Below are 26,398 nucleotides of genomic sequence, written 5' to 3'. Positions count from 1 at the left end.
AGCCCGGCATGCGCCGGGCTGGCCTTTTTCCGTTGTGTGGCGATCAGATCTTGAAGCCGAAGCGCACGCCATAAGTGCGCGGCGGCTGGAACTGATAGGTATTGAGGCGCGAGTTGAAGTTCTGCGCCGCGTAGGCGAGGACGACCTTGTCACCCACGTTGCGCACGAACGCCTGGAGCGTCCAGCGCGCGCCCTCGGGGGCATACTGCAGCGACAGGTTGCCGGTCACATAGGGACGCGACTGCGTGTCATAGGTGTTGAACACCGAGTAGTAGAACGACGAGCTGTACTTGGCATCGGCGCGCGGGGTCAGCGTGCCACCGAAAGCCGGGATGGCATATTCGATGCCGCCCGAGACAGACAGCTTGGGCGCGTTGGGCAGCTGGTGGCCACCGATGCTCTGCGGCGTGCCACCACCATCGTTGACGGTGATGTTGTCGCCAAACCGGGTGTGCAGCCACGCGGCGTTGAGGTCGATCCGCCCGCCTTGGCCGAACAGGGCCACGGCCTGCGCTTCGGCGCCATAGATCTTGGCCGTACCGACGTTGAACGTGCCGGCCGCGCCATTGAGCGAGTCTGCCGTCTGCGAAGCCTGGTAACCGCGATAGTTGAAGTAGAACGCCGAGGCGTTGAGCTGCAGGCGGTTGCCCATGAAGCGGTTCTTGGTGCCCACTTCAAACGCGTCGAGGGTTTCGGGACCATAGGGGATCGAGGCTGCCGAACCGTTGGAGTTGAACCCGCCCGACTTGTAGCCGCGATCATACTTGGCATAGACCAGCGAATTGCTGGCCGGGGTATAGTCCAGGCCCACGTGCCAGGTCGGCTGCGACTTGGTCATGCGGCCCGCACCATCGGTGAAACCCGTGGTGAAGGGGAAGACAAAGCCCCATTCCGGGAAAGCCAGCGCCGGATAATTGAGCGTGGCGCCGCCGGTGCGCACCTTTTCATCGCGGGTATAGCGCCCGCCAACGGTGAGCTTCCACTGATCGCCCAGCTTGTAGGCGATCTGGCCGAACACCGCGTCAGACTTGGTCTTGACGTTGTAATCGAAGTGGATGCCGTAGGTGTTGGAGAAATCCAGGAACGACAGCGGCCCGCCGGGCGCATAAGGGCCGGTCATCGCCAGGTTGTAGATCCCGGAATTGATCGTGTTGGTTTCCTGGAAGTGGAACAGGCCAACCTGGAAGAACAGCGGGTTGTTCGACCCGTTGGACAGGCGCACTTCATGGTTCCAGGTGGTCGGCGCCTCGTTCTGGATGAAATTGCGGATCGCCGGATAGGCGGGGCCCGTGGCATCGAGCTTGTGCGCCCAGGTCTGCTTGTCCCAGCCGCCGGCATAGGTCAGCGTCAGGTCACCAGCAAAGTTGGCCACGGTGCCTTCCCAGCGGATGCGATCGCCCTTTACCCGGTTAGACGTGAGCGCCTGGTTGGGAAAGCTGCGCGCGTCGCCGAAATCGGGGCGTGTGCCCAGCGCCGCAACCATCGCCACGTCGCCCACGTTGCGGATGTCGTCATGCTGGTACGACGCCCAGAGCTTGACGTTGTCGGTCGGCTTCCACTGCAGCTGTACGCGGCCGGACGAGGTATTTTCATCATCCCCGTCCAGGTTGATGCCGGTGAGGTGGCGATAGCCATCATGCTGACGGTGGATGCCCGAGAAACGCACGGCCAGCGTGTCGGTCAGCGGCACGTTGCCGCCCGCTTCCACGTTGAGCGCGCGATAGTTGCCCACTTCGAACGAGCCATAGGCGCCCGCCGTGTCGCTGGGGCGGTTGGTGATCAGCGAGATCAGGCCGCCGGTGGAATTGCGGCCGTTGAGCGTGCCCTGCGGGCCTTTGAGCACTTCGATGCGGGCGATGTCGTACATCGAGGTGCCGATGGAGAACGAGCGATTGGTATAGAACCCGTCGCGCGCGATCGGCACGGATGGATCGCCGATTTCGGTCACGTCGGTCGACGCGATGCCGCGCACGGCGACATAGGCCGAACCCGAGCTGGTGCTGAGATTGACGCTGGGATCGACCGTCGCGAGCGACTGGACGTTGCTGATGCCCTTCTGGGCCAGATCCGCACCGGTATAGACGGTCAAGGCCACAGCAGTCTTCTGCGCCGAGCTTTCGGTGCGGTTGGCCGTGACGACGATTTCAGCAAGGCCAGCATCATTGCCGCCCGTGCTGCTGGCAGCGTCTTGCGGCGCGGCGCCATCCTGCGCGTGCGCAACCGTGGCAATCGTAGGCATGCTGGCACCGATCAACAGTGCCGCGATCAGGCGGTTCATCCGACGTCCTCCCCTTTTGAGCATAGCGAGATCGTGACTCGCCATTTATAAAATCAAAATGCTGGTTCTTATTATGGCGGATGGAATTTCCGGTCAAGATGGTTTGACGCAGATCAACCGCGCGGCATTTTACCGTGATTTTCCAGCAGTTTGATCCATAAAAAACCACATCTTGACAGAGCGGCCCGGGAAAGCGATACGAGGATCAATAAGAACTAAAGTTCTAATTATGGCGTGGCGCCTGCCCGCCGCTGGGGAGAGCCATGATCACCACCGCCTTCGTTCCGCGCCACGCCACCGGGCCGGCCACAATGGCGCTGGCAGTGCCCCGCAGCCGCCAGGGCGCGGGCCTCGCGCCGGCCGCGCCAGTTCCATCCCATTTCCTTTCCCAGCGCGCAGCCCTTCGCTGCCGCCCCTCCTGACGGAGCCATGAAAGCCATGTCCAAGATCCAACGGGGCGTCAGCCTCTACTCGTTTCAGGAAGAGCTCTTCCTGGGCACCATGAGCGTGGAGGACTGCATCGCGTTTGGCAGTTCGATCGGCGCCAAGGGCATCGAAATCCTGCCCGAGCAGAACATGCCCGAATTCCCCAACCTGAGCGATGCCGATGTGGCGCGCTGGCAGGACATGCTGGCCCGCCATGGCGCGCATTTCACCTGCTATGACATGTTCCTCGATACCAAGCTGCGCAAGGATCGCCCGATGAGCGATGCCGAGCAGGTGGAAAGCATCGTGCGCGACATCAAGCTGGCCAACCGGCTGGGCATTCGCAACATGCGCGTGCTGGTGTTCGTGCGGCCCGATATCCTGGCGGCCTGCGTGCCCTATGCCGAGCAGTATGACGTGCACCTGGGCGTGGAAGTGCACGCGCCGTGGCATCTCGAACATGCCTGGATCCTGCGCACGATCGACGAGGCAGACCGCCTGGGCACCCGTCACCTGGGCATCCTGCCCGACATGGGCATCTTCATGAAGCATTATCCGCCGGCCTTCCGCGCGCGGTTCGAACGCCAGGGCGCGCGGCCCGAGGTGACGCAGTTCATCGTGGACAGCCACGAGGCCAAGATCATGGCCGAATACACGATCTACGAAGTGGCCGTGAAGATGGGCGGCAACAAGGCCGAGGTGGCCATGGCCGAGACCTTGCGCCATGCCCCCTATGCCAACCCCAAGCGGATCGGCAATTACGCCCCCTATTTCCGGCACATCCAGGCCAAGTTCTATGAAATGGACGAGGACTGCACCGACCCGTCGATCGCCTATGACGAGGTCATCCCCGAACTCGTCAAGTGCGGCTGGGAAGGCACCCTGTCGAGCGAATACGAAGGCAATCGCTGGATCCAGGACGTCCACCCGGTGGATAGCCGCGAGCAGGTGCGCCGCCAGCATGTGATGTTCGAGCGCCTGATCGACCAGGCAGAAGCCGCATTCGGCGCCAAGGAGACCGTGTGATGTTCGACAAGTACCTGATCGATGCTGCCACGGTGCGCAATATCGGCCCGGCGGAGGCGCCCACCGGCTTCGCGTTCGAGGCCAAGCTGGGCTATTACCGCGGCCTGACCCTGTCGATGATCGAAGAACTGGCGATCACGCTCGATGGCGTGGAACTGCCGCGTGAAGCGGTGCAGTTCGATGAGGGCCAGGGCCCGATCACACTGGATGCCATGGAAACCGCCTATGACCGGCGCTGGGCATTCGGCACGCCGGCCACGATCATCGTCAACCATCCCGGCGGCTTGCCGGCGGGCGAACACACCCTCGCGCTGCGTCAAAAGCTGCGCGTGTCCTACCTGCCCTTCCCCGCCTTCAACACCGACGAAAAGACGGTGCAGGCGGCCTGAAAGGACAAAAACGCCATGCATGCTGCCATCAAATCTGCGCTGGCCCTGGCCCTGTTCACCGGTGCGATGGCAGCATCGCATGCCGTTGACGCCAAGCCCACAGCGCCGCACCACGTCACCGCGGCCACCGCTGCTGCGCGCGAAACCGCCCGCAACCGGGCGATCATCACTGACTTTGCCCGCCGCTTCTATACCCTGCGGCAAGTACGCAGCGCGTTCGAAGCCTATGTCGCGCCGGATTATATCCAGCACAATCCCGGGCTTGGCGATGGGCGCGAGGCGGCCATCGCGGCGCTCACACCTATGTTTTCCGATCCCGGGCACAGCTTTTCGATCCGCCACATCGTGGTCGATGGTGATCTGGCGGCGATCCACATCTTCGTAAAGCCCGACCCGGCAGCGCGCGGCGCGGCCGTTGCCGATTTCTATCGCCTGAAAGATGGAAAGATCGTCGAGCACTGGGACGTGATCCAGCCCATCCCCGAAAAGGCCGCCAACCCTCATCCGATGTTTTAATCGCTAGGCAGGCAAACGCGGCGCCGGCGCACCCCGCGCCGCCCGGAAATGCGGCTAGACAAACAATAATAATAGTTCTAATTCTAAATAGCATCAGCCGCAGCGCGATCGGGGGGCACGGGCGTGTTCCGAAAGTCCACGCCGGCTGCGCCGACTTTTTGGGGAGAGATCATGCGTTTTTCCGTGTTCCTGAATGCCCGTTCGATGAGCCCGGCCGAGGATGGCCGGTTGATCACCGACCTGATCGACCACGCCGAACAGGCCGCCGCCAACGGGTTCGAGGCGATCTTCATGCCCGACCACCACTTCAACGGCTATATGCCGGTGGCGAGCGACAGCTTCATCCTGGCCGGCTATCTCGCCGCGCGCCTGCCGCAGCTGCATTTCGGCTTTTCGGTGGTGTCGGTGCCGCTGCACCATCCCGTGCGCTTTACCGAGCGCGTCAACGTGCTCGATCATCTGACCAAGGGCAAGCTGCTGGTCGGCGTCGGTTCGGGCACCACGCCCGAGGAAATGATCGGCTTCAACGTCAACTACAAGGAAGCCGGCCCGCTCGCCGAAGCCAATCTTGCCGTGGCCGAGGAGCTATGGGCCAAGCGCATGGATGATCCGGCGGTGCGGATCGACAACGGCCCATACCAGGGCCGCGTGCTGCAACGCATCACGCCCTCGCCCTATGGCGAACAGCATGCCCGGCTGATGCCTGTGGCGATGAAGGAAAGCAGCGCCCGCCGCGCCGCGCGCCATGGCTGGCCGGCCTTCATCCCCGCGTTCACCCCGCCCAAGATCGGCGGCACCGAACCGTTCACGCATGTGAAAAAGTACTTCGACATCTACAAGGGCCTGCTGCTGGAAGCCGGTCACAGCGATGACGTGGTCAAGGATGCGCTGTCGTGGACGACGCACACCTATCAGGCGGTGCACGTGGCCGAGACCGACGAGCAGGCGCGCGAGGAACTCATGGTGATCCTGCGTTCCTACCAGGACGCGATCGAGCGCGAGGCCGAATTCAACGCCCGCGCCGAAAACGATGAAGCCAATACCAAGACCGACCGCACCCCCAACGCGCTGACCGACGACTGGATCGGCACGTGGTGCCTCTATGGCTCGCCCGAAACGGTGATCGAGCATCTGCGCCCTTATGCCGAACTGGGCATCGGCAACGTGCTGTGCGGCACCACCACCGGGCCGCTGACCGACGAGCGCCTGCGCCTGGGCCAGCAGACGCTTGACTTGATGGGCAGCAAGGTCATCCCGGCCCTCAAGGGAGCGTGAACGCCATGAAAATCGTGGGGATCGGCGGAACCCTGCGCGATGGCTCCAGCACCGAACGCCTGGTGGCGGCGGTGCTGGACGCGTGCGCAAGCATGGGCGCCCAGACGCAGATGTTCGGGGGCAGCGCCTTGAAGGCCCTGCCCCATTTCAACCCGGAAAGCACCGAACGCACCACGGGCGAGCGCGCCCTGGTCGACGCGGTGCGGGATGCTGACGCGGTGGTGATCGGTTCACCCGGCTATCACGGCGGGGTATCGGGCCTGGTCAAGAACGCCATCGACCTGCTCGAAGACTTGGCGCGCGACGCACGCCCCTATTTCGACGGGCGCCCGGTCGGGCTGGTGGTCAGCGCCGCCGGCTGGCAGGCGACTGGCGTGACCCTGGCCGCGTTGCGCGGCATTACCCATGCCATGCGCGGCTGGCCCACCCCGCTGGGCATTGCCGTCAACACCGTGGCGCAAAAACCGTTCGCCGCCGATGGCAGCCTGGCCGATCCCGAAATCGCCGGAGCCGTTGCCATGCAGGCCCGCCAGATCATGCAATTTGCCAAAGGTGCCGCATGACGCTTTCCCTTGCCGACGCCGCCCGCCTCACGGCCGGCGCCACGATGTGGACCACGGGCGCCGTTCCCGAACGCAATGCCCGCAGCCTGATGCTGGCCGATGGCCCGATGGGCGTGGCCAGCGGCCGGGTGGACGAACGCGACGTTTCCGTGCTCACCCCCGCCCCAGTGGCGCAGGGCGCCAGCTGGGATCTCGATCTCGTGGCGCAGATGGGCGCGCTGGTGGGCAACGATGCCATCACCATGGGTGTCGATGCGCTGCTTGCACCCAACGTCAACATGGCGCGCAGCCCGCTCGCCGGGCGGGCGTTCGAATACTATTCGGAAGATCCGCTGCTTACCGGGCTGTGCGGCGCGGCCTGGGTGCGCGGCATCCAGTCCACCGGCACCGCTGCCGTGGCCAAGCACTTTGTCTGCAACGACAGCGAGACCCAGCGCGACACGATGAACTGCGTGGTGGACGATGCCACGCTGCGCCAGGTCTATCTGCTACCCTTCGAAATGGCCTGCACCGCCGGCTGCGGCGGCATCATGACCGCCTACAACCACGTCAACGGCGATTGGTGTGCCGAGGCTTCGGGCCCGCTGGCCATCGTGCGCGATGAATGGGCCTATGGCGGCGTGCTGATGAGCGATTTCTTCGCCACGCATTCCACCGCGGCCACGCTCAACGCCGGGCTGGACCTGGAAATGCCCGGCCCCGCCCGCTTCCTGGGTGCCAAGGCGGAAGATGCCGTGGCCCAAGGCCTGGTCAGTGCAGACCGTGTGCAGGACGCCGCCGAACGAGTGATCCGCTTCAACCAGCGTTTTGGCGGCGCCAAGACACCCGCCACGCTCGATAGCGAGGAACTGCTCACCGCCGGCGCTGCGGCAGGCTTCGTGCTGCTGCGCAACGATGGCCTGCTGCCGCTCGCGCCAACGATTCGCACGCTGGCGGTGATCGGCCCCAATGCCACCGCGCCGTGCTATCAGGGCGGCACCTTTGCCCGCATCGCCGTGACCCCGGATGCGCTCACGCCGCTCGAAGCGATCACCGCCACGCTGGGTCAGCACATGGCGATCGTCCACGAACCGGGCGTCGATCCCCAGCCCCGCCTTCCCGCCATGCCGGTGACCCCGGCGATGGACCTGGGCGATGGCTGCACGACCGGCCTGACCGTGGAATACTTCGCCGGGCACGATCTCACCGCAGAACCACTCTCGCGTGAGACGCGGGCGACCAATTCGCTGGTCTGGTTCCATGGCGTGCACGATCAGGGCCGCTTCAACGAGACCGGCGCCGTGCGTGCCAGCGGCTGGTATGTCGCGTCTGGCGATGGCGCGCATCGCTTCTATGCCGGGGCAACCGGCCCAGTGGTGCTCAAGGTCGATGGCGTCGAAATCATCCGCCGCGATGTCCAGCCGGCGGCGTCCGACATCATGGGCGTGCTCAAGGCCGGCGATGCCGACGAAGGCGTGGTGACGCTCCGCGCCGGGCAGCGCGTGCTGGTCAAGGTGGAACTGCGTTACGCCCCGGCCCGCGTGCAAGGCCTATGGTATGGTGTGCGGGCGCCCGATACGCCCGATGCCATGCTCGCCCGCGCCATTGCCGCGGCAGCCCAGGCCGATGCCGTGGTGCTGATGCTGGGCGAAACCGCCGATGCCAGCGTGGAAAGCAAGGACCGCAGCGATACCCGGCTCGATCCGGCGCAGTTGCACCTGGCCCAGGCCGTGCGCGCGGCCAATCCGCGCACGGCGATCGTTGTCAACGTCGGCCACGCGTTTGACGCCAGCTTTGCCACGGATGCCGCCGCGTTGCTGGTGGCCTGGTATCCGGGGCAGAACTTCGGCAAGGCCCTGGCCGACGTGCTGATCGGCACGCGCGAACCCGGTGGCCGCCTGCCGATGACCCTGGCGGCGCAAGAAGCCGATTATCCCGCCTATGGCCTGACGCCTGATGACGGGGGTGACCTGCGCTATGATGACGGGTTGCTGGTTGGCTATCGCGGCTTCAAGGCGCAGGGCAAGGCCGCGCTGTTTCCGCTTGGTGCCGGCATGGGCTATACCAGCTTTGCCCTGGGCGAGGCCCGCGTCGCCGATGGCCGGATCGTGGTGGAGGTGACCAACACCGGCACCCGCGCCGGCAGCGAGGTGATCCAGGCCTATCTGGCGCAAAGCCCCTATGCCCTGGTCGGCTTTGCCAAGCTGCACCTGGCGCCGGGCGAAAGCGCGACCGCCACGATCGAGCCCAGCCCCTATATCCTGCGCAGCGTGCCGGGCAGCGATGCCGTACCGCTGGTGGTGGGGCGCAACGCACAGGACGCCGCTTTCACGCTACGCTTGCCGCGTTAGGCACAGCCCGCAGCGGCAGCAGATAGGCCCGGAATGCCCATGTGGCGTTCCGGGCCTTTTGCCGTGGTGCCCAATCCGCGCCAAGGCGCTTTCAAGGCTGACGCAAAAAGGCCCCGTCCGGTTTCCCGGCGGGGCCTTGTTTGATGCGCTTGGCGCAGGACTGCTTAGTGGGTCAGTCCGGCAATCGCATTGTCGACCAGCGCGCGGTCAGCATCGGCGCCGTGGCGGGCGGCGATGATCTGGCCAGCGGCCGAAGCAGCAGCGGCAGCGGCCGTGGCGCGCAGATCGTCAACAGCGGCGCGTTCGGCAGCGGCGATCTTGTCCGAAGCCATCTTCTCGCGGCGGGCAATGACCTCGCGGGTATCGGCTTCGGCCTTGGCCACGATCGCGGCGGATTCGGTGCGCGCATGCTCGAGCATGGCGGCCGCATCCTTTTCCGCGTTGGCGATGCGCGCGGCGTATTCGGCGCGCAGCGCTTCGGCTTCGGCACGCAGCGCCTTGGCATCGGCCAGTTCGCGGCGGATCGCGGCGATCTGGTTGTCGAGGCCCTTGGTGATCGTGCCAGGCACCTTCTTCCACGCCAGGATCAGCAGGAAGACGAACATGGCAGCGGCAACGATCGCGCCGGCACCGATGCCGTGGATGGTGGGTTCGGCTGCTTCATGGCCGCCGGCGTGCTGTTCGACCGTGGCGGTCGTGGCGGTCGCGTTAGCCATGAGCGAGCACTCCCTGCACCGCACCGCGCGCGTCTTCGGCCGAAACCGAAAGGCCCGCCAGGCGGCTGACGATATCCTGCGCGGCCTGCGCGGCCACGTCTTGCACTTCCCCCTGCGCGGCGGCGCGGGCGGCGGCAATGCGCGCCTCTGCTGCGGCAGTGGTTTCCTCGATCCGCGCCGATGCGGCATCGAGAGCAGCCTGCGTGTTGCGGGCAGCCTCGGCCTTGGCGGCGGCGATCAGGTCATGCGCCTGGGCGCGCTGTTTGCCTTCGGCAATGCGCCAGGCCTGTTCTTCGGCGTCGGCGGCGGCCCGGGCGGCTTCTGCCGCGCCAAGATCGTCGGCGATCTGCTTGTTGCGCTGGTCGATCGTCGACACCACGCCCGGGAGCATGCCCCGGCCGATGACGAAGAAGACCAGGCCAAAGCACACCAGCAGCCAGAAGATCTGGCTGGCATAGGTAGCGGCGAGTTGGGCTATCTGGGGCATCGCGTTGGTCCGCGCTTCCTGTCTGTCGTTCTGGCCGGCCGGGGGTCACCCCGGCCGGATGTCAATCAATGGTCCGCTTCGCTGCCTCAGGCAACGAAGATCAGGATCATCGCGACGACGAACGAGAGCAGGCCCAGAAGTTCGGCGGCGGCGAAGCCGATGAACAGACGGCCCTGCTGGCCATCAGCGGCGCCCGGATTGCGCAGCGCGCCTTCGAGGAACTTGGCGAAGACGTTGCCCACGCCCAGCGAGGCCAGACCGGCGCCGATGGCAGCGAGACCAGCGCCGAGAAGCTTTGCGCTCTGTGCGTCCATGATAAAAACTCCCTCTTTGTCGTAAACCGGTGTGAAGCGGTATCAGGTGGTGGTGACGGTCAGTGAAGGTTTTCCGCGTCGTTGAGATAGACGCAGGTGAGCAGGGCAAAAACGTAGGCCTGGATGCCGGCAACCAGCAGTTCCAGCGCGCAGATGCCGATCATCAGCAGGAAGCTGGGCACGCCGGCCAGGAAGAAGGTGCCCACGCCCGCATTGGTGCCCGAGATGACGAAGCCCGAGAGCACTTCGAGGAGCACGTGGCCGGCCATCATCGCGACGAACAGTCGCAGGCCAAGCGAGAACGGACGCACCAGGAACGAGATCAGCTCGATCGGGAAGATCACCGGCACCATCACCGCCGGCGTGCCATGGGGCACGAACAGCGAGAAGAAGTGGAAGCCGTGCTTGGCAAAGCCCACGATCAGCACGATCGCAAAGCTCATGATCGCCAGCACACCGGTCACGGTAAAGTGGCTGGTGGCGGTAAAGGGATGGATGCCGACCAGCGCCAGCGGCAGCAGGCCGAGCAGGTTGGCAAACAGGATGAACGTGAACAGCGAGAACACGTAAGGCAGGTACTTGCGGCCCGCGTCACCGATGTTGGACTGCAGCAGCGTGTCGACAAAGCCGGTCAGACCTTCGACAGCCATCTGCCAGCGGCCCGGAACCTGGGCCTTCTTGGCGCCACCACCCACGAACACGATCAGCACCAGGGTGGTGATGACCATCCACAGCGCCGAGTTGGTGAAAGCAATGTTATGACCGGCAATCGCCCAATGATCGGTGCCAAACAGCGGCTCGATCGTAAATTGGTGTACCGGATCGACCTTTCCTTCGGCCACAGTGCTTGTCCCCGTTACGCGCAAAAACACCAAGGCGCCCCCTGCTCCGGCCAGTGTAATGGCCGGAAACCCATCGGATGCAAAGACCCGATCAGGAACGCCCGTTCGAGATCCTGATGATATTGCGGAAGGCCACGCCCATCCCCACAAACAGCATCACCAGAAGCCCCCATGGTCGCGTTCCGGCAAACTGGTCGATGACCCAGCCAATGAACGCGCCGCCCGCAAGCCCGCCGATCAGGTCGGCCAAGACCCGGTTGCCCATGCGATAGTTCGCGTCGGACTTTGCCTGGTCTGGCGTTGGCCTGCGCACCTGTTCCTTCTGGCGTGCAGCATCAAGCCGCGCGTTCAGGTTGGAAAGGCGTGCATCCTCACCGATGGGCTCTGCGTCGGTCTGTTCGTCACTCATGCCATGCTCCGCCAAAGGATCGGACAGGGTATGTCCGTTCACCCAACAGGGCATATCATGCGCAACGGCATCCCGCCGAGGGCGCCTGCCCCTTAGGCGGGGGGTTTTCCCGAGTCAACCGCCGTGCGCCGAACTTGCCACAGTTGCACGCATACGTTTGCGTCAATCTTGCGACATACCAGTCGCAAGATCCTGAAAAACAGAAATTTTTACAGACAGCGCGAATCCCGCTGCGGCGGGGCGCTGGTGCGGGTCTGCCAGGTACCATTGGGCGCCTGATACTTCTCGCCCGGCTGGGTCTGGGCAATCAGCAGACAGCCCGAGGTAAAGGCATATTCCTCCACCGTCGCCTTCTGGGCCTGGGCCTTTTCAGAATAGACCGCCCGTCGCTTGAGATTGATATCCTCGACCACCGCCTTGAGCGCGGGGCTCGGCGGGGTGACGTAGCCGAGATAGCCATCCATCTTCTCGCCCACCTGGCCGGCGGAACGCGCGGCGGCATAGGCCGGATCGCGCTGCGCCAACGCGGCCACGGGGGCGATCGCCAGCGGCAAGGCCACGGCGGCGGCAATGAGGGCGGAAAAAGCAGTGGTGCGTGCCATCTCAGAAGATGTCCTTGTTCTTGTCGATCGTCTGGCTGGCATCCCCGGCCAGGCGATAGACGACTTCCTGCTTGATATTGATATTCAGCTCGATGACGATCGGCTTATCCGGCGCCTTGACGGAAATGCATCCGCACAGCGTTGCGGCAAACCCTGCCAGCGCGCCTGCGGCCAGAACCTTGCGCCTCACGTCAGCACCCCCCTTTTGGCCGTTGTACCCGGCAATCGTTGCAGTGCCATGATGCACGGTCAAGAGAGGGCAATGCGATTTGCGGCTCATGGCATGTTTCCACTTGCTGAAGGCTGAATGGCGGGCTGGCCGGCCGGCGAGGCGGCCGATGCTGGCGTGCGTGGCACGACGCGCCCCTTGGCATCGAGCAGGCCCACGGTGCGGGGATCGGCCACGACCGAGGGGTCATACATCGACTTGTAGGTGCCCAGCAGGCTGTAGAACGGCGCCCGGACGTTGAGATTGAACTGGATCGGCAGGCCTTCGATCTGGCGCGTGAAGAAATTTCGGCTCGCCCCTGTCCCCTGGCTCACCCCGCCGAACTGCACCTGCGTAACGAAATCGCCGGCGATATCGCCGCGCAGGGCGATGGTCATGTGCTTGTAATCCAGGGACCGCAGCGCCTGGAATGCATAGTTGGCCATGAACGAGAGGTCTTTGTAGGTCAGCGCGCCAACATAAGAGACATTGCCGCCACCGCGCGAGGCCAGCGCCCCGCCAACGATATGCCCGCCCGTGGCATCGAACACCACCGGCAAGCGCCCATCGAACGTGCCCGTGGCCGAAATATTGGCCATTTCCATATGCGAGACAAACTGCGCCGCATCGAGCCCCTCGATCACCAGGGCAAAGCGGCGCTCCTCGGCCAGGGCAAAGCGCAGCGTGGTCGGCTCGAGCGACAGGCGCCCGCCCATGAACGGCCACTGCGCGCCGTTGAGTTGGACCACCTGGCCCGCCTTGAGCTGCAGATCGACCTTGCCGTCGGTCACTTCCACACCGGGATTGATCGAGGCAACCTTGAGAATCTGGTGCGGGGCGGTTTCCATCGCCAGCAGGTCGGTAAAGTCCAGCGTGCCGGAAAGCCCCTTCACCGGACCGAACGCAGCGGCAAAATCCAGGCCCTGGCTGCCGAATCGGCCAGACGAGGTAACCTTGTCGTCCTGCCAGTCGATCCGCCCCCTGCCGGTGATCGCGCCATTGGCATTGGCGATCAGGCCCAGCGCCAGCGGCGTCAACTGTGCGGGCTGGAGGTCCTTGTCGAACACCAGCTTGTCCACCACCAGATCGGCATGGCCGGTGGCGTGCGCCAGATCATGCTCGACATTGACGGTGGTGACCGGGCGGTCGCTGCGTGCATCGCGCAGCACGGCTTGCGCGGCGATTCGCCCATCGGCCAGCGTCAGCGTGGCATCGCGCGCGGCCAGCTTGGCAAAGCGGGCCGGGCTGGCGCGATCGGTCAGGTCAAACGCGGTGTTGTCCAAGGCCAACTTGCCATCGGCAAAGCGCCAGGTGCCGGTGGCGCCCGTGATGTCGAGCGGCACGGCGGCCATGCGGGCTTCCACGCCGGCAAAGCTGCCGGTGAAATCCTTGCCCAGCCGCGCGGTGAGGTCGGCCAGGGTCAGGCGGGTGGCGGTGGCCTCTGGCCCCAGCGCCACGTTGACGCCGCGCGCGGTGAGCGTGCCGGGCCAGGCTAGGCCCACGGCCCCGGTTTCCAGGCGCAGCGGGGTTTCGCCCATGCGCCCGGTCATGCGCAGGGCCGATGTGCCCAGCGCCACGCGCAGCGGCGTGCTGCCGGCAGAAACGATCGCCTGCCCGCCCACCGGGCACACCGTGAGCGTCTGCCCGTCGATCGCCATCTGGCCCAGTTCCAGCGAATCGAACGCGGGCTGGATGCAGCGCCGCCACAGCGCCAGCGCGCCATGGCGGCCATAGGCGCCGTTGATCGGCAGGCGCAGGTTCTCCACCCGCCCGCCGGGAATGGCGCCAGTCAGACGCGTCTGCCCCGAAAAGCCCAGCGCGCCGTCGGGCATCTGCACCACGACCAGTTCCGGCACGGCCAAGTGCCCGCCGCCCACGGCATAGTCCGCCATGGTCAGGTGAAACTGCGCGCCGCTGTTGCCGAGCCGCTCCATCGTGCCCGACAGGCGCGGCAGGCCATTGCCTCCGGTCACGAAATTGCCGGCAAAGCGGGGCGTCGCCGCGCTGCTGCCAAACACGCGCACCTTGTTGAGGCCCAGCAGCGCCTGCCCGCTGCCGCCGCGCAACGCGCCTTGGGCCACGACCACGTCCCAGGCGCCATCATGGCCGTGGCGCAGCGTAAGATCGGCGGCAAAGCGGCTGCCGCGCTCTTCCTCGTGCAGGCGGCGGCGCACCTGTGCCACCATCGGGGCGGCCAGCGTGCCAGCCACCGCGGCCTGGGCCGAGGCGAGCGCCTGGTCGAGCATCGGCCCACGGCGCAACCCGCGCGCATCGATCGTGCCGCGAAATTCGGCATCGGGCACGCCGCCTGCAGCAGCCGCCGGCCGCGCCTTGACCAGGCCATCCAGTTCCAGCAGGCCCACCCCGCCCTGCGCGGTGCGCACGCCGCCGGCCGTTGCCGCCACGCGCCCGCGCAGCGCGCCGCCGCGCCAGGCCAATGCCGTATCGAGGCCCAATGTTTCGCCAGAGACGGCGCCGGCGCGAAAGGCGCTGGAGCGCAACTGCCCCTTGACGCTCAGCCCGGCAAGATCGCGATCGGCCAGCGCATCGAGATTGAGGTCAGCACCGCGCACCGCCAGGCCGGCGCTGCCACAGGCCAGGTTGGCCACACGCACCGGGCCGACAAAGCGCGGCTGTTCGTTGCGGATCGTCACGCGGCCAAACGCGGTTGCCCGCCCGGTGCTGCAGGCGCCCAGCGCCAGGCGCGGCGCCACCACCGCCAGCGTGCCGGCAAACCCGTCGCGCAAGGCCCCCGCCCCGTCGGCCTTGAACGCCACCCGCCCCTGATCGGCATCGACCAGGCCGCGCCCATCGATGATCGTCAGCCGCCAATCGGGCAGGCGAAACGGCTGCTTGGAGGAAGACGGCGCATAGATCACCTTGTCGAGCGCGCCAAAGCTCGCGTGCCCACCATGGACCGTGCCATAGAGCCGCGGCCGCACCAGCGTGACCTGGCCGATGCGCGGGCCGGTCAGGCTCCACGCCAGGCTCAATTCGGCCCGCTCGATCACCAGATCGGGGCGCGCAGGATCGCCCACCACCACATTGGCGAGCACTTCACGGCCAGGCCCGATCGACACGACGGTATAGCGCGCCGGCAGGCCCAGCGCCGCCAGTTCGCGCGCGATCACCCCATCGGCGATGCGGTTGCGCGTCAGCCACAGGCCGCCACCGGCCACGAGCACGGCCGCGCCGGTGGCCCACAGTGCCACACGCCAATGGCGCCGCCGCCCCTTGGGCACCGGACCATCGGGTTCCGCCAAATCGGTCGTATCCGCCATTCGCCCCCTTCTTGCGCATGGCCCGCGCTTGGGCAATGCAAATCACCGTAACATTCTGCCCGCCAACGCGTGCCGGTCGTTCCGGTGCCGTGCTTTTTGCGCCTACACCTTCTTGCCCGCACGAGGTCATGCCGGACGAACCCCGACTCTTTCCTGAACGATCGGCGCCCGAACGCGATCTGTTGTCGGATCGGGTGCGCGAGGCGGCGCACGATCCATCCGGCCACCGCGCCCGCCTGCGCCGCCGCCTGTTGAGCGGCAGCGATGATGCCTTGGCCGATCACGAGGTGATCGAGGCGCTGTTGATGACCGTGATCCCGCGCATGGACGTAAAGCCGCTGGCGCGCATGCTGCTGCAGCGCTTTGGCTCGCTGCCCGGCGTGTTCAACGCCGATCCGCGCGCGTTGCAGGCGGTGCCCGGCATCAAGGAGGCCGCCGCTGCCGCGCTGCGCATTGCCGGCGTTGCCGCGCGCCGCCTGGCCCGTGCACAAGTGCAGGAAATGCCCGTGCTTTCCAGCTGGCAGGCACTGATCGACTATCTCACCATCGACATGGCGCACCTGAACCACGAACGCGTGCGCGTGCTCTATCTCAACACCCAGAACCGCCTGCTGCTCGACCAGATCGTGAGTGATGGCACGCTGGACGAAAGCGCGATCTACACGCGCGAGATCATTGCCAAGGCACTGGCGATCGGCGCGGCCGCGCTGATCCTGGTCCACAACCATCCCTCGGGCAGCACCCAGCCAAGCCGCGCCGACATTCAGATCACCCACAAGATCATGGAAGCAGCGCGGCTGCTGGGCGTGACCGTGCACGATCACGTGATCATCGGCCGCGAAGGCCACACCTCGCTCAAGGCCAAGGGCTTGATTTAACCGCGACTCCCCCTCCTCTTCAGAGGAGGGGAGAAATTACTTCAATCCAGCCGCTTACACCAGGCCAGCATGCTCCAGCGCGGCATCCACCGCCTGGCGCGCGGCGTCGCTGCACGGAACCATCGGCAGGCGCAGTTCCTCGCCCATCCATTCGTGCACGCGCGACAGCGCATACTTGACCGGCCCCGGCGAGGCATCTTCGAACATGGCGTAGTGCAGCGGATAGAGCTTGTCGTTCAACTCGCGCGCCAGGGCGAGGTCGTTGGCCGCGCAGGCCGCCTGGAATTCGGCGCAGAGCTTGGGTGCGACATTCGCCGTCACCGAAATGCAGCCCACCGCCCCGGCAGCATTGGCCGGCAGGGCCAATTCATCATCGCCCGAAAGCTGGCAGAAATGCTTGCCGATGCCCATGCGGTGATCAGTCACGCGCGAAAGATCGCCGCTGGCGTCCTTGATGCCGACGATCTTGTCGGGATAGCGCTTGGCCAGCTCGCACACCGTTTCGGGCAGGATGTCGGTCACCGTGCGGCCCGGAACGTTGTAAAGAATGATCGGCAGGTCGTTGTTTTCGGCCAGATAGCTGAAATGCGCGATCAGGCCGGCCTGGCTCGGGCGGTTGTAATAGGGCGCCACGCACAGCGCCGCCTGGGCGCCGCACTTCTTGGAAAAGGTCATGTGCAGCAGCGCGTTCATCGTGTCGTTGCTGCCGCACCCGGCGATCACTGGCACGCGGCCGGCGGCCTGTTCCACGCACAGCTCGATCACGCGGTGGTGTTCGGCGTTCGACAGGGTCGATGCTTCACCGGTGGTGCCGCAGGGCACCAGCGCGGACGAACCGTTTTCGATCTGCCAGTCGACCAGACGGCGAAATGCTTTCTCGTCAACGGCTCCATCGCGAAACGGTGTCACCAATGCCGGAATGGAGCCGGAAAACATGGACATTATCCCTCGTCTTGTCGCACAATGCGGTTCTGGGCAGGTCTCGACGCTTGCCGTGGGGCGCTTACCCCGGCAAACATGGGTCCGTCAAACATCGCCCCAGCAAACTTTGCTTTGCCACGGCAAAAAGACATTCAGCGCCGGATAAGGAGGCCACAACGACGATGTCCACCATGGACATGCCCCGAATCCCCGTTTCCCACGCCCTGCGCAATGGCTTGTGCGGGCTGGCCGCGCTGGTGGCGCTGTCGATGCCCACGCATGCCAGCGATGCCGGGCCCGATACCGATGGTAGCGCCTGGGATCGCGCCCGCGCGCAGCTGGTCGCCGGGCAGCAGGGGCCGATGGCGCTGGCCATTTCCCGCTGGGAACTGCTTACCTCGTCCAACCGCTTTGCCTTTTCAGACTATGCCGGCTTCCTGCTGACCTACCCGGGTTTCCCCGAGGAAGAGCGCCTGCGCCGCTATGCCGAAGGTGCGCTCGATCGCGAGGTCGGCGCGGGCGGCGGTGGCGACGTGCGCGCCACGGTGGCCTATTTCGATCGGCAGCCGCCGCTGACCAATCCCGGCCGCGCGCGCTATGCCTTGGCGCTGAGGGCCCTGGGCCGGCCCGATGCCGATGCCATGGCCAAGGCCGCCTGGCGCGGCGGGCCGATGAACGATGCCGACGAGGCCGCTATCCAGGCCACCTGGGGTGCCACGTTCACGCCAGACGATGCCGATGCGCGGATGGACGCGCTGCTGTGGGCCGGCGCCACCGACCAGGCCAACCGCGCCTTTGCCGCTGTCTCTCCGCAGCGGCGCGGCATCGATGGCGCGCGGCTGATGGCGCTGCAAGGGCTTGATCCCTTTGCCGCGGCGGCCGGCACCCCGGCCGACCAGCTCAACAGCGATCCCGGCTTTCTCTATGCCCGCGCCCGCGAATTGCGCAAACAGGGCCAGGGCATTGCCGCGCAGGCGCTGCTCGCCAACCGCCCGCTGCTGCGCGCCCGCCCGCTGGCGCGGGGCAAGTGGATCGATGAACTGCTGGCCAATGCGCAAGGCGCGGCATCGATGGGCGACGCACGCAGCGCCGTGGCCATTGCCCGCGGCGTGGACGATGCCTTTGCCCCTGGCGAAGACATCAGCCAGATGCCGTACGATCTGCGCGATGACTACACCTCGCTGGTGTGGCTGGGCGGCACGCAATCGCTGTGGCGGCTCGGCGATGGCGCCGGCGCGGCCCCGCTGTTCTGGCGCTATGGCAACGCCGCGCAAACCCCCGGCACCAAGGCCAAGGGCTACTACTGGGCCGGCCGCGCCGCCGCGCAGGCCGGGCTGACCGGCGATGCGCAGCGCTATTTCGCCATGGCCGCGCGCTATGCCGACCAGTTCTATGGCCTGCTCGCGCTGGAACGGCTGGGCCAGCCCGTGCCCAACTTTGCCTATGATTCGCGCGCCATGCCCACGGCCGAGGAACGCGCCCGCTTCAACGCCAGCCCGCTCACGCTCGCCGTGCGCGAAGTGGCGCGCAGCGGGCAATGGCGCACCACCGTGCGCTTTTTCAAGGAAATCGCCGCCCAGCAGCAGACCGAGGGCCAGCACATGCTGGTGGCCGAACTCGCGCGCGAACTGGGCCGGCGCGACCTGGGCGTGATCGTCGGCCAGGCGGCCGGCGCGCGCGGCTATCTCGATTTCCAGCACATCGCCTTTCCGCTGATCCCGGTGCCGCCGGGCACCGAGCAATCCTGGACGATGATCCACGCCATTACCCGCCAGGAAAGCCAGTTTGCCCAGAACGCGATGAGCCACGCGGGCGCGCGCGGGCTGATGCAGTTGATGCCGTCGACCGCCAACGAGCAGGCGGGCAAGCTAGGCCTCGCTTATTCCGCGCAGTCGCTGACCGATGACGCCGGGTTCAACCTGATGCTGGGCAGCGCCTTTTTCGGCCGGCTGATGGATATCTATGGCGGCTCCACCCCGCTGGCCGTGGCCGCCTACAATGCCGGGCCGGGCAACGTGAACAAGTGGCTGCGCGCCAATGGCGATCCGCGCACCGGCGCGGTGGAATGGGTGGACTGGATCGAGCGCATTCCCCTGTCGGAAACCCGCAACTATGTGCAGCGCGTGCTGGAAAACGCCGTGGTCTATGACGCGATGAATCCCGACAAGGCCGAATGGCACGGGCCTAATCCGATGAGCCACATCCTGGGCAAACCGACGCCGGGTTGATCGGGGCGGTTGCGTTGTGCCGCGCACCACCCCCAACCCCCTCCTCTGAAGAGGAGGGGGCTTATTTATCAGCGCACTACTCCCCCTCCTCTTCAGAGGAGGGGGGCGGGGGGTGGTGGAAGCCTGCCCCACCCGCTAAAGGCGGGAGTGATGAAACCCGATGGCAACCCGATCACGCCGGCCGGCCTGGCTGCCCTGCGCGCGCGCTATGACCACCTGCTGGGCACGGAGCGGCCGGCGATCGTCGAGATCGTCAGTTGGGCCGCCGGCAATGGCGATCGGTCGGAAAACGGCGACTATCTCTATGGCCGCAAGCGCATGCGCGAGATCGACCGCGAACTGGCCTGGCTCGCCCGGCGGATGAAGGCGGCGCGCGTGGTCGATCCGGCGCGGCAGGACGACCAGAGCCGCGTGCTGTTCGGCGCCACGGTGGAACTGGCCGACGAAGACGACAACCGCCGCACGCTGACCCTGGTGGGCGATGATGAGCAGGACGCGTCCAAGGGCCTGATCGGCTGGAGCGCGCCGATCGCGCGGGCGCTGCGCGGGGCACGGGTGGGCGATCTGCGCGTGGTGCGCCTGCCCGGCGGCGAAAAGGAGTGGGAAATCATGGGCATCAGCTACCCGGTGTTGGCATGAGCGAAGACCAGGCCCTTCCCGCGCACGCGTTGCCCGGCCGCTTTTTCGTGCTGCGCCATGGCGAAACCGTGTTCAACGCCGCGCGCCGCCTGCAATCCAATGCGATGCACACCCCGCTGACGCGCCGGGGGTTTGAGCAGGCGGTAATGATGGGCCAGGCCCTGCGCGGTGCGCTGGGGGAGCGGCCCGTGGTGCGGCTGCACATTTCCGATACCGGCCGCGCCCTGCAGACCGCCTCGCTGATCGCCGAGGAACTGGGCATCGACTGGTTTGCCGCCAACCGCACGCCCGACCTGTTCGAGATCGACATGGGATCGTGGATCGGGCGCGGCTATGACGATGTGGAGGCCGAACACGGGCCGATCACGCTGGCCGATCACCTGCTGCGCCCGGCGCCCGATGGCGAGGATTACCCGGCCATCGCCGCGCGGCTGCAACGCTGGATCGATGCCGTGGGCATCTCCGAGGAAACCCACATCGTGGTGATGCACGGCATTTCCAGCCGGGTGCTGCGTGGTCTGTTGGCCGGGTTGCCACCCCATCCCGACCATGGGGCGCCCATCGCGCCCTCTTTGGTGCAGGGTTCGATCGCGCTGATCGAGAACGGCCGCGAAGAGGTGTTCTTCGGCTCGTCCCGCGGCACCGAGCACGCCTGATGGCGCAGGTGATCAATCTGCGCCAGGCGCGCAAGGCCCGCGACCGCCAGGCCGCACAAGCGCAGGCTGCCGCCAACCGGGCGCGGTTTGGGCGCACCAAGGCGGAAAAGGCCGCTGATCTGGCGCGCGAGGAACAGGCCCGCCGCCAGCTCGATGGGCACCGCCTGGATCATGACGGCAAGGAACAAGGGCAAGACTGATGCGCACCACTTATGAAAGCGCCACCGTGCGGCTCTATCACCTGTCCGATGGCCCGGAAGGCGGCGCGGCGCAAACGCTGTTCTATGGCCCGCTCGACCAGGCCATGGCCCTGGCCGCGCAGCAGAGCGAGGATATCCAGGCCGACCTGTTCATCGCCACCGACAACGATGTGATCGCATGGCTCGACCTGGCCGAAGGCTGAGCGCCGCGCTCTTTGCTGCCGGCCTGGCTCTTGCGGGAGCCGGGCCTGCATATGCACGGGACTCGCTGGGCGTGTGGGAGGATTGGGGGGCATTTCGCGATTCCGCCGTACCGCGCTGCTATGCCATCGCCATGCCGCAACCCAGCAGCCGCCCGCGCGACGTGGTGCCCTATATGACGATCGGCACCTGGCCGCGCCGCAATGTGCGTGGCGAGGTGCATTGGCGGCTGTCGCGCCGCATTGCGCCGAACAGCAAGGTTACCGTGTCGGTGGACGGCGAAACCTTTGTGTTGATGGCCAGCGATGCGGTGGCCTGGGCGCAGGACCGCCGCATGGATGCCGCCGTGGTGGCGCGGCTGCGATCGGCGGGAACATTAACGGTCAGCGGCAAGGCCCGCGATGGCCGCACGTTCCGCGACAGCTATCGCCTGGGCGGCGCGGCTTCGGCGATGGACGCCGCCACCGTGGGTTGCGCGGGGCAATAAAGAAACGGGCCGGGGTTTCCCCCGGCCCGCCCTTGCAACAACGGTTCGGCTACGATCAGAAGCGCAGGCCGTAGGTGGCGACGATCTGGTGGCGATCGGTGTCCACGTCGAAACGGTCGCTGGTGTTGCCGTTGAAGTTGAAATTGGCGCGGCTGTAGTTCGAATAGCGATATTCGATCTTGCCGAAGGTCTTGGGGCTGAACGCATATTCCAGACCGCCGCCGACGCGATAGCCATCGGTGGTGATGCGGTAGTCTTCCGAGGTCTGGCCGTCGGTGCCCTGCAGCTTGTAGTGCATGTTGGTGTAGCCGCCCTTCACGAACAGCAGCGCCTTGGGCGAAACGGCATAACCGACGCGCGCACCGACATAGAGGTCACGCCCGGCGCTCACGCGGCCCAGGTTGAACGTGTTGGGCTCGAACGTGTTGGACCACTTGGCCGTGCTGCCGGTCGCTTCACCTTCGACACCAACAACCAGATTGGTTCCCACCGGCACGTCAAAGCCGATTTCACCACCATAGAGCAGGCCATTGATCGACTGCTTCTGGTTACGCGTGTTGTCGTTGTCCACCGAGCTGCCCGAGCGGCTCAGGTCATAGCCCAGAACGGCGCCGACACGCGGGCCGGAGAACGTACGGTTCGGAGCGTCGGGGGTGCCGGCGTCCTGCGCGAAGGCCGGAACGGAAACGGCGAGCGCCGAAACGGCGACAACGCTGGCGAGAATGGTCTTCATAATGGTTCAACTCCATTCGAACTGTTCTTTTTCTGTCGGCTGGCTGCCTGGCCTCTTGTGAGAGGTTCCAGATTGGCAACCTTGCTGCGACCCGACAGACCTGCAACGAACGGAGGGAGAGGCGATCCGGTTTCATGAACGTAGCACAACAAGAAATCTGTGACATTTGCGCCACAGCCATTCGCGGGCTAGAACGCGGCATGGCCACCCCCCTTTCCCCCGCTGTCAGCGCCGCCGCAGCCCAAGCCGCTGCCGCCGAATTTGCCGCCAATGGCCATGTCCGCGTGGAGCCGGCCTTGCCGGCGGCGGGGGCCGACGTCCTGCATCGCTGGCTGGATGGCGAGGCACCGTTCTCACGCGTGCTCAACCAAGGGGACAAAGTGTGGGATCTCGATCCCGCACAGCGCGCCGCGCTCGATCCAGAAGCGCAGGCCGCGCTGCTCGACGCGGTGCACGGCCAGGCGCGCGACGGGTTCCAGTTCCTGTTCGATTCCCTGCGCGTGTCCGACGATGCCGCTGCGCGCACCGCGCGCAATTGGCCGGTGGACCGGCTGGTGTCGGCATTCAACACGCCGCCCTGGCTCGATCTGTTTCGCGCGCTGACCGGGGAACCGGCGATCTCCATGGTCGATGGCCAGGCCACGCGCTATCTGCCCGGCCATTTCCTCACCGGCCATGATGACAATGTCGCGGGAAAGAACCGCGTTGCCGCCTATGTCCTCAACCTGACGCCGCGCTGGCGGGTGGAATGGGGCGGGCTGCTGATGTTCCACGATGGCGCGGGTGACGTGCACCGCGCCCTGGCGCCACGGCACAATGCGCTGCACCTGTTCAGTGTGCCACAGGCGCATTCGGTCTCGCTGGTGGCACCCTTTGCCGGGGCTCCGCGCCTGGCGATCACCGGGTGGTTGCGCCGCTAAACCGCAGGGTCACTCGCGCCCACTGGCGATTTTCCCATAAATGCGTATATGGCGGCGCATGAACGCCCCCACCTCGCTTCCCGTGTCCATGCCGATTCCCGGCCATGTCGATCCCGTGCCCGTGCCGCGCCCGGTTACCCCGCGCGAAGATGGCCGCACCGATCTGATCGGCCTGCCCCGCCCGCAGATTGCCGCCCTGTTCCAGGAAGCCGGCCTTGATGCCAAGGCGGCCAAGCTGCGCGCCAAGCAGGTGTTCCACTGGCTGTATCATCGCGGCGTGACCACGTTCGAGGCGATGACCGACATTGCCAAGACCATGCGCCCGTGGCTGGCCGAACGCTTTGTCATCGGCCGTCCCCAGGTGGTGGAAGCACAGGTTTCCACCGATGGCACGCGAAAGTGGCTGCTGCGCACGGCCGATGGCCATGACTTTGAAATGGTGTTCATTCCCGATGCCGACCGCGGCACGCTCTGCGTATCGAGCCAGGTGGGCTGCACGCTCAATTGCCGGTTTTGCCACACCGGCACGATGAAGCTGGTGCGCAACCTGACGCCGGGCGAGATCGTCGGCCAGGTGATGCTGGCGCGCGATGCACTGGGCGAATGGCCCAAGGGATCGATGGCGGGGCTGGACCTCACCGACGAAGTGGAAGAAGACGCCGACGAAGGCAGCTACACCGCTGACGGGCGCCTGCTTACCAACATCGTGATGATGGGCATGGGCGAGCCGCTCTACAACTTCGACAACGTGCGCGATGCGCTCAAGCTCGTGATGGATGGCGATGGCCTCGCCCTGTCCAAGCGCCGCATCACGCTCTCCACTGCCGGCGTCGTGCCGATGATGGCCCGCGCGGGCGAGGAAATCGGCGTGAACCTGGCGGTTTCGCTCCACGCGGTGACCAAGGACGTGCGCGACGAGATCGTGCCGATCAACCGCAAGTTCGGCCTGGAAGAACTGCTCCAGGCCTGCGCCGATTACCCCGGCGCCAGCAACGCGCGGCGCATCACGTTTGAATATGTGATGCTCAAGGACCGCAACGACAGCGATGACGATGCGCGCGAACTCGTGCGCCTGCTCAAGCAGTACAAGCTGCCGGCCAAGGTGAACCTCATCCCGTTCAACCCCTGGCCGGGTGCGCCCTATGAATGCTCCACCCCGGAGCGGGTCAAGCGCTTTGCCGAGATCGTGTTCGAGGCGGGCATCTCTGCCCCGGTGCGCACCCCGCGCGGGCGCGATATCGATGCGGCCTGTGGCCAGCTCAAGACCGCCGCCGAACGCCGCAGCCGCGCCGAGTTGGACCGCCTGGCTGCCGAGAAGCAGGCGGCTTTGGGCTGAGGCGCAGCGTAACGCTTCACACCGCCCCCAACCCCCTCCTCTGAAGAAGAGGGGGCTTTCCCGTTTGCTACTCCCCATCCTCTTTAGAGGAGGGGGTCGGGGGGTGGTGCCGGGCCTAGCGCAGCACCCCGCCCTGGCTGACCATCTCTACAGCCCCGGCCACCCACACCGCGCCATCAGCATCGCGGGTCAAGACCACGCGGCCATCGGCGCCGGTGCAGCGGCCTTGCGCGGCAACATACTGGTCCTGTGCCAGCCCGGCGGCAAACAGATACTGCGCGGCGGCGGCATTGAGGCTGCCGGTCACGGGATCTTCCACAATCTTGCCCTGGGGATCGGCAAAGAACGCGCGCAGTTCGAAATCGGCGGCATCGCCCTCGTCGCAAGGACCGATCAGCCCCACGTCGGTGGGCACCGGCGCCTCGGCCACCGGCTTGGCTGCCAGGACATCGGCCGCGCTGCGCAAGCGCAGCAGGCGCCAGCCGGGGCCGTTGCAGGCATGGATCGCATCGACCACGGCATCCTCTGATACGCCGGCCACGCGGATCGCCTCGGCCTGCTCGGCCGCATCCAGCGGCCCGCCGCGCAGCAGCGGCGGCGCGCGAAACGCCAGGGTTTCCTCGTCCATCCGCACCTCGACCAGGCCCACGCCGCATTCCTGCACGAGGCGGCCAGCCGTACGCGGCACGCCGCCGGCCATCAGCCAGGCCTTGGCCGTGCCCAGCGTGGGGTGCCCGGCAAAGGGCAGTTCACCGGCAGGGTAGAAAATGCGGACGCGGTAATCGGCGCCGGGATCGCTGGGCGGCAGGAGAAACGTGGTTTCGGAAAAACCCAGCCAGCGGGTCAGCGCGAGCATGGCCGGCGTATCGAGCCCGTCACCGCCGCGCACCACGGCCAGCGGGTTTCCCGAAAGCGGGCCAGAGGCGAATACATCGACGAGATCAAGCAGCATGGCGCCATGCCTATCGGGCGGGCGCGTCAGGGGCAAGCGTCGGCCGGTCGCACACTAGGCGCGGTTCATCGCGGAACGCGCAACACAACGAGACGTTCATCGGGCGTTGTGGATCGGATCGCTCAAAACCGTGTTCACCGTCACGAAATTCTCGGGACCCAAAAAGCAGGGAACAGTAGCTATGAAGAAGACCATCCTTGCCGCCGTGATGGCGGCCATCGTTCTCCCCGCAGCACCCGCCATGGCCGATCCGGGTCACGGCCGCGGCCATGGCTGGGGCCGTTATGACGATCGCGGCCGCTATCGCGAACCGCGCCCGATCGGTGCCAACGAACGCATCTGGCGCGGCCGCGATGGCCGCTACTACTGCAAGCGCAGCAATGGCACGACCGGCCTGATCATCGGCGCGGCCGGTGGCGCCTTGGTGGGCCGCGCGATCGACACGCGTGGTGACCGCACCATGGGCACCCTGCTCGGCGCCGTGGGTGGTGGCCTGCTCGGCCGCGAAATCGATCGTGGCGGCGCGCGCTGCCGCTGATCTGCATTTCCTGAAAAATCAGGATAATCAATAAAAGGCGCGGTCCG

The 26,398-nt window shown here is 66.1% G+C and carries 28 protein-coding genes; 16 read left to right on the top strand and 12 right to left on the bottom strand.

Annotated elements, in window-relative coordinates; all coding sequences use genetic code 11:
- Nucleotides 1–43 precede the first annotated feature (43 nt).
- Complete coding sequence (locus SCA01S_RS00580; RefSeq protein ID WP_062781809.1) at nucleotides 44–2,278, bottom strand: TonB-dependent receptor; 2,235 nt, start codon at nucleotides 2,276–2,278, stop codon at nucleotides 44–46.
- A gap of 438 nt (nucleotides 2,279–2,716) precedes the next feature.
- On the opposite strand from SCA01S_RS00580, the gene SCA01S_RS00575 reads away from it, so the two are divergent.
- The 6 genes from SCA01S_RS00575 to SCA01S_RS00550 all read left to right on the top strand — a co-directional run bounded on the left by SCA01S_RS00575 (nucleotide 2,717) and on the right by SCA01S_RS00550 (nucleotide 8,803).
- A complete protein-coding gene (locus SCA01S_RS00575) occupies nucleotides 2,717–3,730 on the top strand; it encodes a sugar phosphate isomerase/epimerase family protein (protein ID WP_043610597.1) in 1,014 nt (337 codons plus the stop codon).
- A complete protein-coding gene (locus tag SCA01S_RS00570; RefSeq protein WP_062781806.1) occupies nucleotides 3,730–4,119 on the top strand; it encodes a C-glycoside deglycosidase beta subunit domain-containing protein in 390 nt (129 codons plus the stop codon). Before SCA01S_RS00575 ends, SCA01S_RS00570 begins: the two co-directional genes overlap by 1 nt.
- Before the next feature lie 15 nt (nucleotides 4,120–4,134).
- Nucleotides 4,135–4,635, top strand: a complete 501-nt coding sequence (locus SCA01S_RS00565) for a nuclear transport factor 2 family protein (RefSeq protein ID WP_245652394.1) — start codon at nucleotides 4,135–4,137, stop codon at nucleotides 4,633–4,635.
- Between the two features lie 171 nt (nucleotides 4,636–4,806).
- Nucleotides 4,807–5,910, top strand: coding sequence for an LLM class flavin-dependent oxidoreductase (locus tag SCA01S_RS00560; RefSeq protein WP_062781803.1), 1,104 nt, complete (start codon nucleotides 4,807–4,809; stop codon nucleotides 5,908–5,910).
- Nucleotides 5,911–5,915: 5 nt separating this feature from the next.
- Nucleotides 5,916–6,473, top strand: a complete 558-nt coding sequence (locus SCA01S_RS00555) for an NADPH-dependent FMN reductase (RefSeq protein ID WP_062781993.1) — start codon at nucleotides 5,916–5,918, stop codon at nucleotides 6,471–6,473.
- On the top strand, nucleotides 6,470–8,803 hold the full coding sequence (locus SCA01S_RS00550; protein WP_062781800.1) for a glycoside hydrolase family 3 C-terminal domain-containing protein: 2,334 nt from the start codon (nucleotides 6,470–6,472) through the stop codon (nucleotides 8,801–8,803). Before SCA01S_RS00555 ends, SCA01S_RS00550 begins: the two co-directional genes overlap by 4 nt.
- A gap of 164 nt (nucleotides 8,804–8,967) precedes the next feature.
- On the opposite strand, the gene SCA01S_RS00545 is transcribed toward SCA01S_RS00550, so the two are convergent.
- The 8 genes from SCA01S_RS00545 to SCA01S_RS00510 form a co-directional block, all read right to left on the bottom strand.
- Nucleotides 8,968–9,519, bottom strand: a complete 552-nt coding sequence (locus tag SCA01S_RS00545; protein ID WP_022677866.1) for a F0F1 ATP synthase subunit B family protein — start codon at nucleotides 9,517–9,519, stop codon at nucleotides 8,968–8,970.
- Entirely contained in the window at nucleotides 9,512–10,006 is a 495-nt protein-coding gene (locus SCA01S_RS00540) for a F0F1 ATP synthase subunit B family protein (RefSeq protein ID WP_022677865.1), read from the bottom strand. The genes SCA01S_RS00545 and SCA01S_RS00540 overlap by 8 nt, the downstream gene beginning before the upstream one ends.
- 86 nt (nucleotides 10,007–10,092) lie before the next feature.
- The gene (locus SCA01S_RS00535; RefSeq protein ID WP_022677864.1) at nucleotides 10,093–10,320 is read right to left on the bottom strand and encodes a F0F1 ATP synthase subunit C; all 228 of its coding nucleotides are present in this window, start codon (nucleotides 10,318–10,320) and stop codon (nucleotides 10,093–10,095) included.
- Nucleotides 10,321–10,379: 59 nt separating this feature from the next.
- Nucleotides 10,380–11,162, bottom strand: coding sequence for a F0F1 ATP synthase subunit A (locus SCA01S_RS00530; RefSeq protein ID WP_022677863.1), 783 nt, complete (start codon nucleotides 11,160–11,162; stop codon nucleotides 10,380–10,382).
- Nucleotides 11,163–11,253: 91 nt separating this feature from the next.
- The gene (locus tag SCA01S_RS00525) at nucleotides 11,254–11,571 is read right to left on the bottom strand and encodes an AtpZ/AtpI family protein (RefSeq protein WP_022677862.1); all 318 of its coding nucleotides are present in this window, start codon (nucleotides 11,569–11,571) and stop codon (nucleotides 11,254–11,256) included.
- 209 nt (nucleotides 11,572–11,780) lie between these two features.
- Nucleotides 11,781–12,173, bottom strand: a complete 393-nt coding sequence (locus tag SCA01S_RS00520) for a YdbL family probable chaperone protein (protein ID WP_022677861.1) — start codon at nucleotides 12,171–12,173, stop codon at nucleotides 11,781–11,783.
- Nucleotide 12,174: 1 nt separating this feature from the next.
- A complete protein-coding gene (locus SCA01S_RS00515; protein ID WP_084390687.1) occupies nucleotides 12,175–12,453 on the bottom strand; it encodes a YnbE family lipoprotein in 279 nt (92 codons plus the stop codon).
- Nucleotides 12,450–15,662 carry an intermembrane phospholipid transport YdbH family protein gene (locus tag SCA01S_RS00510; protein WP_062781794.1) on the bottom strand — a complete coding sequence of 1,071 codons (3,213 nt, stop codon included), beginning with the start codon at nucleotides 15,660–15,662 and terminating at the stop codon, nucleotides 12,450–12,452. The genes SCA01S_RS00515 and SCA01S_RS00510 overlap by 4 nt, the downstream gene beginning before the upstream one ends.
- 128 nt (nucleotides 15,663–15,790) lie before the next feature.
- On the opposite strand from SCA01S_RS00510, the gene radC reads away from it, so the two are divergent.
- Entirely contained in the window at nucleotides 15,791–16,540 is a 750-nt protein-coding gene (radC, locus tag SCA01S_RS00505; RefSeq protein ID WP_062781791.1) for a RadC family protein, read from the top strand.
- Between the two features lie 54 nt (nucleotides 16,541–16,594).
- On the opposite strand, the gene dapA is transcribed toward radC, so the two are convergent.
- A complete protein-coding gene (dapA, locus tag SCA01S_RS00500) occupies nucleotides 16,595–17,476 on the bottom strand; it encodes a 4-hydroxy-tetrahydrodipicolinate synthase (protein ID WP_022674870.1) in 882 nt (293 codons plus the stop codon).
- A 167-nt stretch (nucleotides 17,477–17,643) separates the two neighbouring features.
- Here dapA and SCA01S_RS00495 point away from each other — a divergent pair, with 167 nt between their 5' ends.
- The 6 genes from SCA01S_RS00495 to SCA01S_RS00470 all read left to right on the top strand — a co-directional run bounded on the left by SCA01S_RS00495 (nucleotide 17,644) and on the right by SCA01S_RS00470 (nucleotide 21,872).
- A complete protein-coding gene (locus SCA01S_RS00495; RefSeq protein WP_084390686.1) occupies nucleotides 17,644–19,689 on the top strand; it encodes a lytic transglycosylase domain-containing protein in 2,046 nt (681 codons plus the stop codon).
- 150 nt (nucleotides 19,690–19,839) lie between these two features.
- Nucleotides 19,840–20,328, top strand: a complete 489-nt coding sequence (gene greB / locus SCA01S_RS00490) for a transcription elongation factor GreB (RefSeq protein WP_062781788.1) — start codon at nucleotides 19,840–19,842, stop codon at nucleotides 20,326–20,328.
- Nucleotides 20,325–20,984 (top strand): histidine phosphatase family protein, encoded by a 660-nt coding sequence (locus SCA01S_RS00485; protein ID WP_062781785.1) that lies wholly within the window; start codon nucleotides 20,325–20,327, stop codon nucleotides 20,982–20,984. The genes greB and SCA01S_RS00485 overlap by 4 nt, the downstream gene beginning before the upstream one ends.
- Nucleotides 20,984–21,184, top strand: a complete 201-nt coding sequence (locus tag SCA01S_RS00480; protein WP_022675981.1) for a DUF4169 family protein — start codon at nucleotides 20,984–20,986, stop codon at nucleotides 21,182–21,184. The genes SCA01S_RS00485 and SCA01S_RS00480 overlap by 1 nt, the downstream gene beginning before the upstream one ends.
- A complete protein-coding gene (locus SCA01S_RS00475; RefSeq protein WP_022675982.1) occupies nucleotides 21,184–21,387 on the top strand; it encodes a hypothetical protein in 204 nt (67 codons plus the stop codon). Before SCA01S_RS00480 ends, SCA01S_RS00475 begins: the two co-directional genes overlap by 1 nt.
- Nucleotides 21,388–21,518: 131 nt before the next feature.
- The gene (locus tag SCA01S_RS00470) at nucleotides 21,519–21,872 is read left to right on the top strand and encodes an invasion associated locus B family protein (RefSeq protein WP_354489619.1); all 354 of its coding nucleotides are present in this window, start codon (nucleotides 21,519–21,521) and stop codon (nucleotides 21,870–21,872) included.
- A gap of 55 nt (nucleotides 21,873–21,927) precedes the next feature.
- Here the strand turns inward: SCA01S_RS00470 and SCA01S_RS00465 are convergent, their stop codons facing one another.
- Nucleotides 21,928–22,605: an outer membrane protein gene (locus SCA01S_RS00465; RefSeq protein ID WP_022675984.1), complete on the bottom strand. Its 678-nt coding sequence runs from the start codon at nucleotides 22,603–22,605 to the stop codon at nucleotides 21,928–21,930.
- A gap of 200 nt (nucleotides 22,606–22,805) precedes the next feature.
- On the opposite strand from SCA01S_RS00465, the gene SCA01S_RS00460 reads away from it, so the two are divergent.
- Nucleotides 22,806–23,525, top strand: a complete 720-nt coding sequence (locus SCA01S_RS00460) for a 2OG-Fe(II) oxygenase (RefSeq protein ID WP_062781780.1) — start codon at nucleotides 22,806–22,808, stop codon at nucleotides 23,523–23,525.
- 58 nt (nucleotides 23,526–23,583) lie between these two features.
- Entirely contained in the window at nucleotides 23,584–24,861 is a 1,278-nt protein-coding gene (rlmN, locus tag SCA01S_RS00455) for a dual-specificity RNA methyltransferase RlmN (RefSeq protein WP_022675986.1), read from the top strand.
- A gap of 115 nt (nucleotides 24,862–24,976) precedes the next feature.
- On the opposite strand, the gene SCA01S_RS00450 is transcribed toward rlmN, so the two are convergent.
- Entirely contained in the window at nucleotides 24,977–25,813 is an 837-nt protein-coding gene (locus tag SCA01S_RS00450; protein WP_062781777.1) for a PhzF family phenazine biosynthesis protein, read from the bottom strand.
- Between the two features lie 181 nt (nucleotides 25,814–25,994).
- On the opposite strand from SCA01S_RS00450, the gene SCA01S_RS00445 reads away from it, so the two are divergent.
- Nucleotides 25,995–26,351: a glycine zipper 2TM domain-containing protein gene (locus SCA01S_RS00445; RefSeq protein WP_022675988.1), complete on the top strand. Its 357-nt coding sequence runs from the start codon at nucleotides 25,995–25,997 to the stop codon at nucleotides 26,349–26,351.
- The last annotated feature ends 47 nt before the right edge of the window (nucleotides 26,352–26,398 follow it).

Origin of the sequence: Novosphingobium capsulatum NBRC 12533 (assembly GCF_001598375.1) — a bacterium.
GTDB classification, from domain to species: Bacteria; Pseudomonadota; Alphaproteobacteria; order Sphingomonadales; family Sphingomonadaceae; genus Novosphingobium; species Novosphingobium capsulatum.
This window is presented reverse-complemented; position numbering and strand designations above follow the sequence as displayed.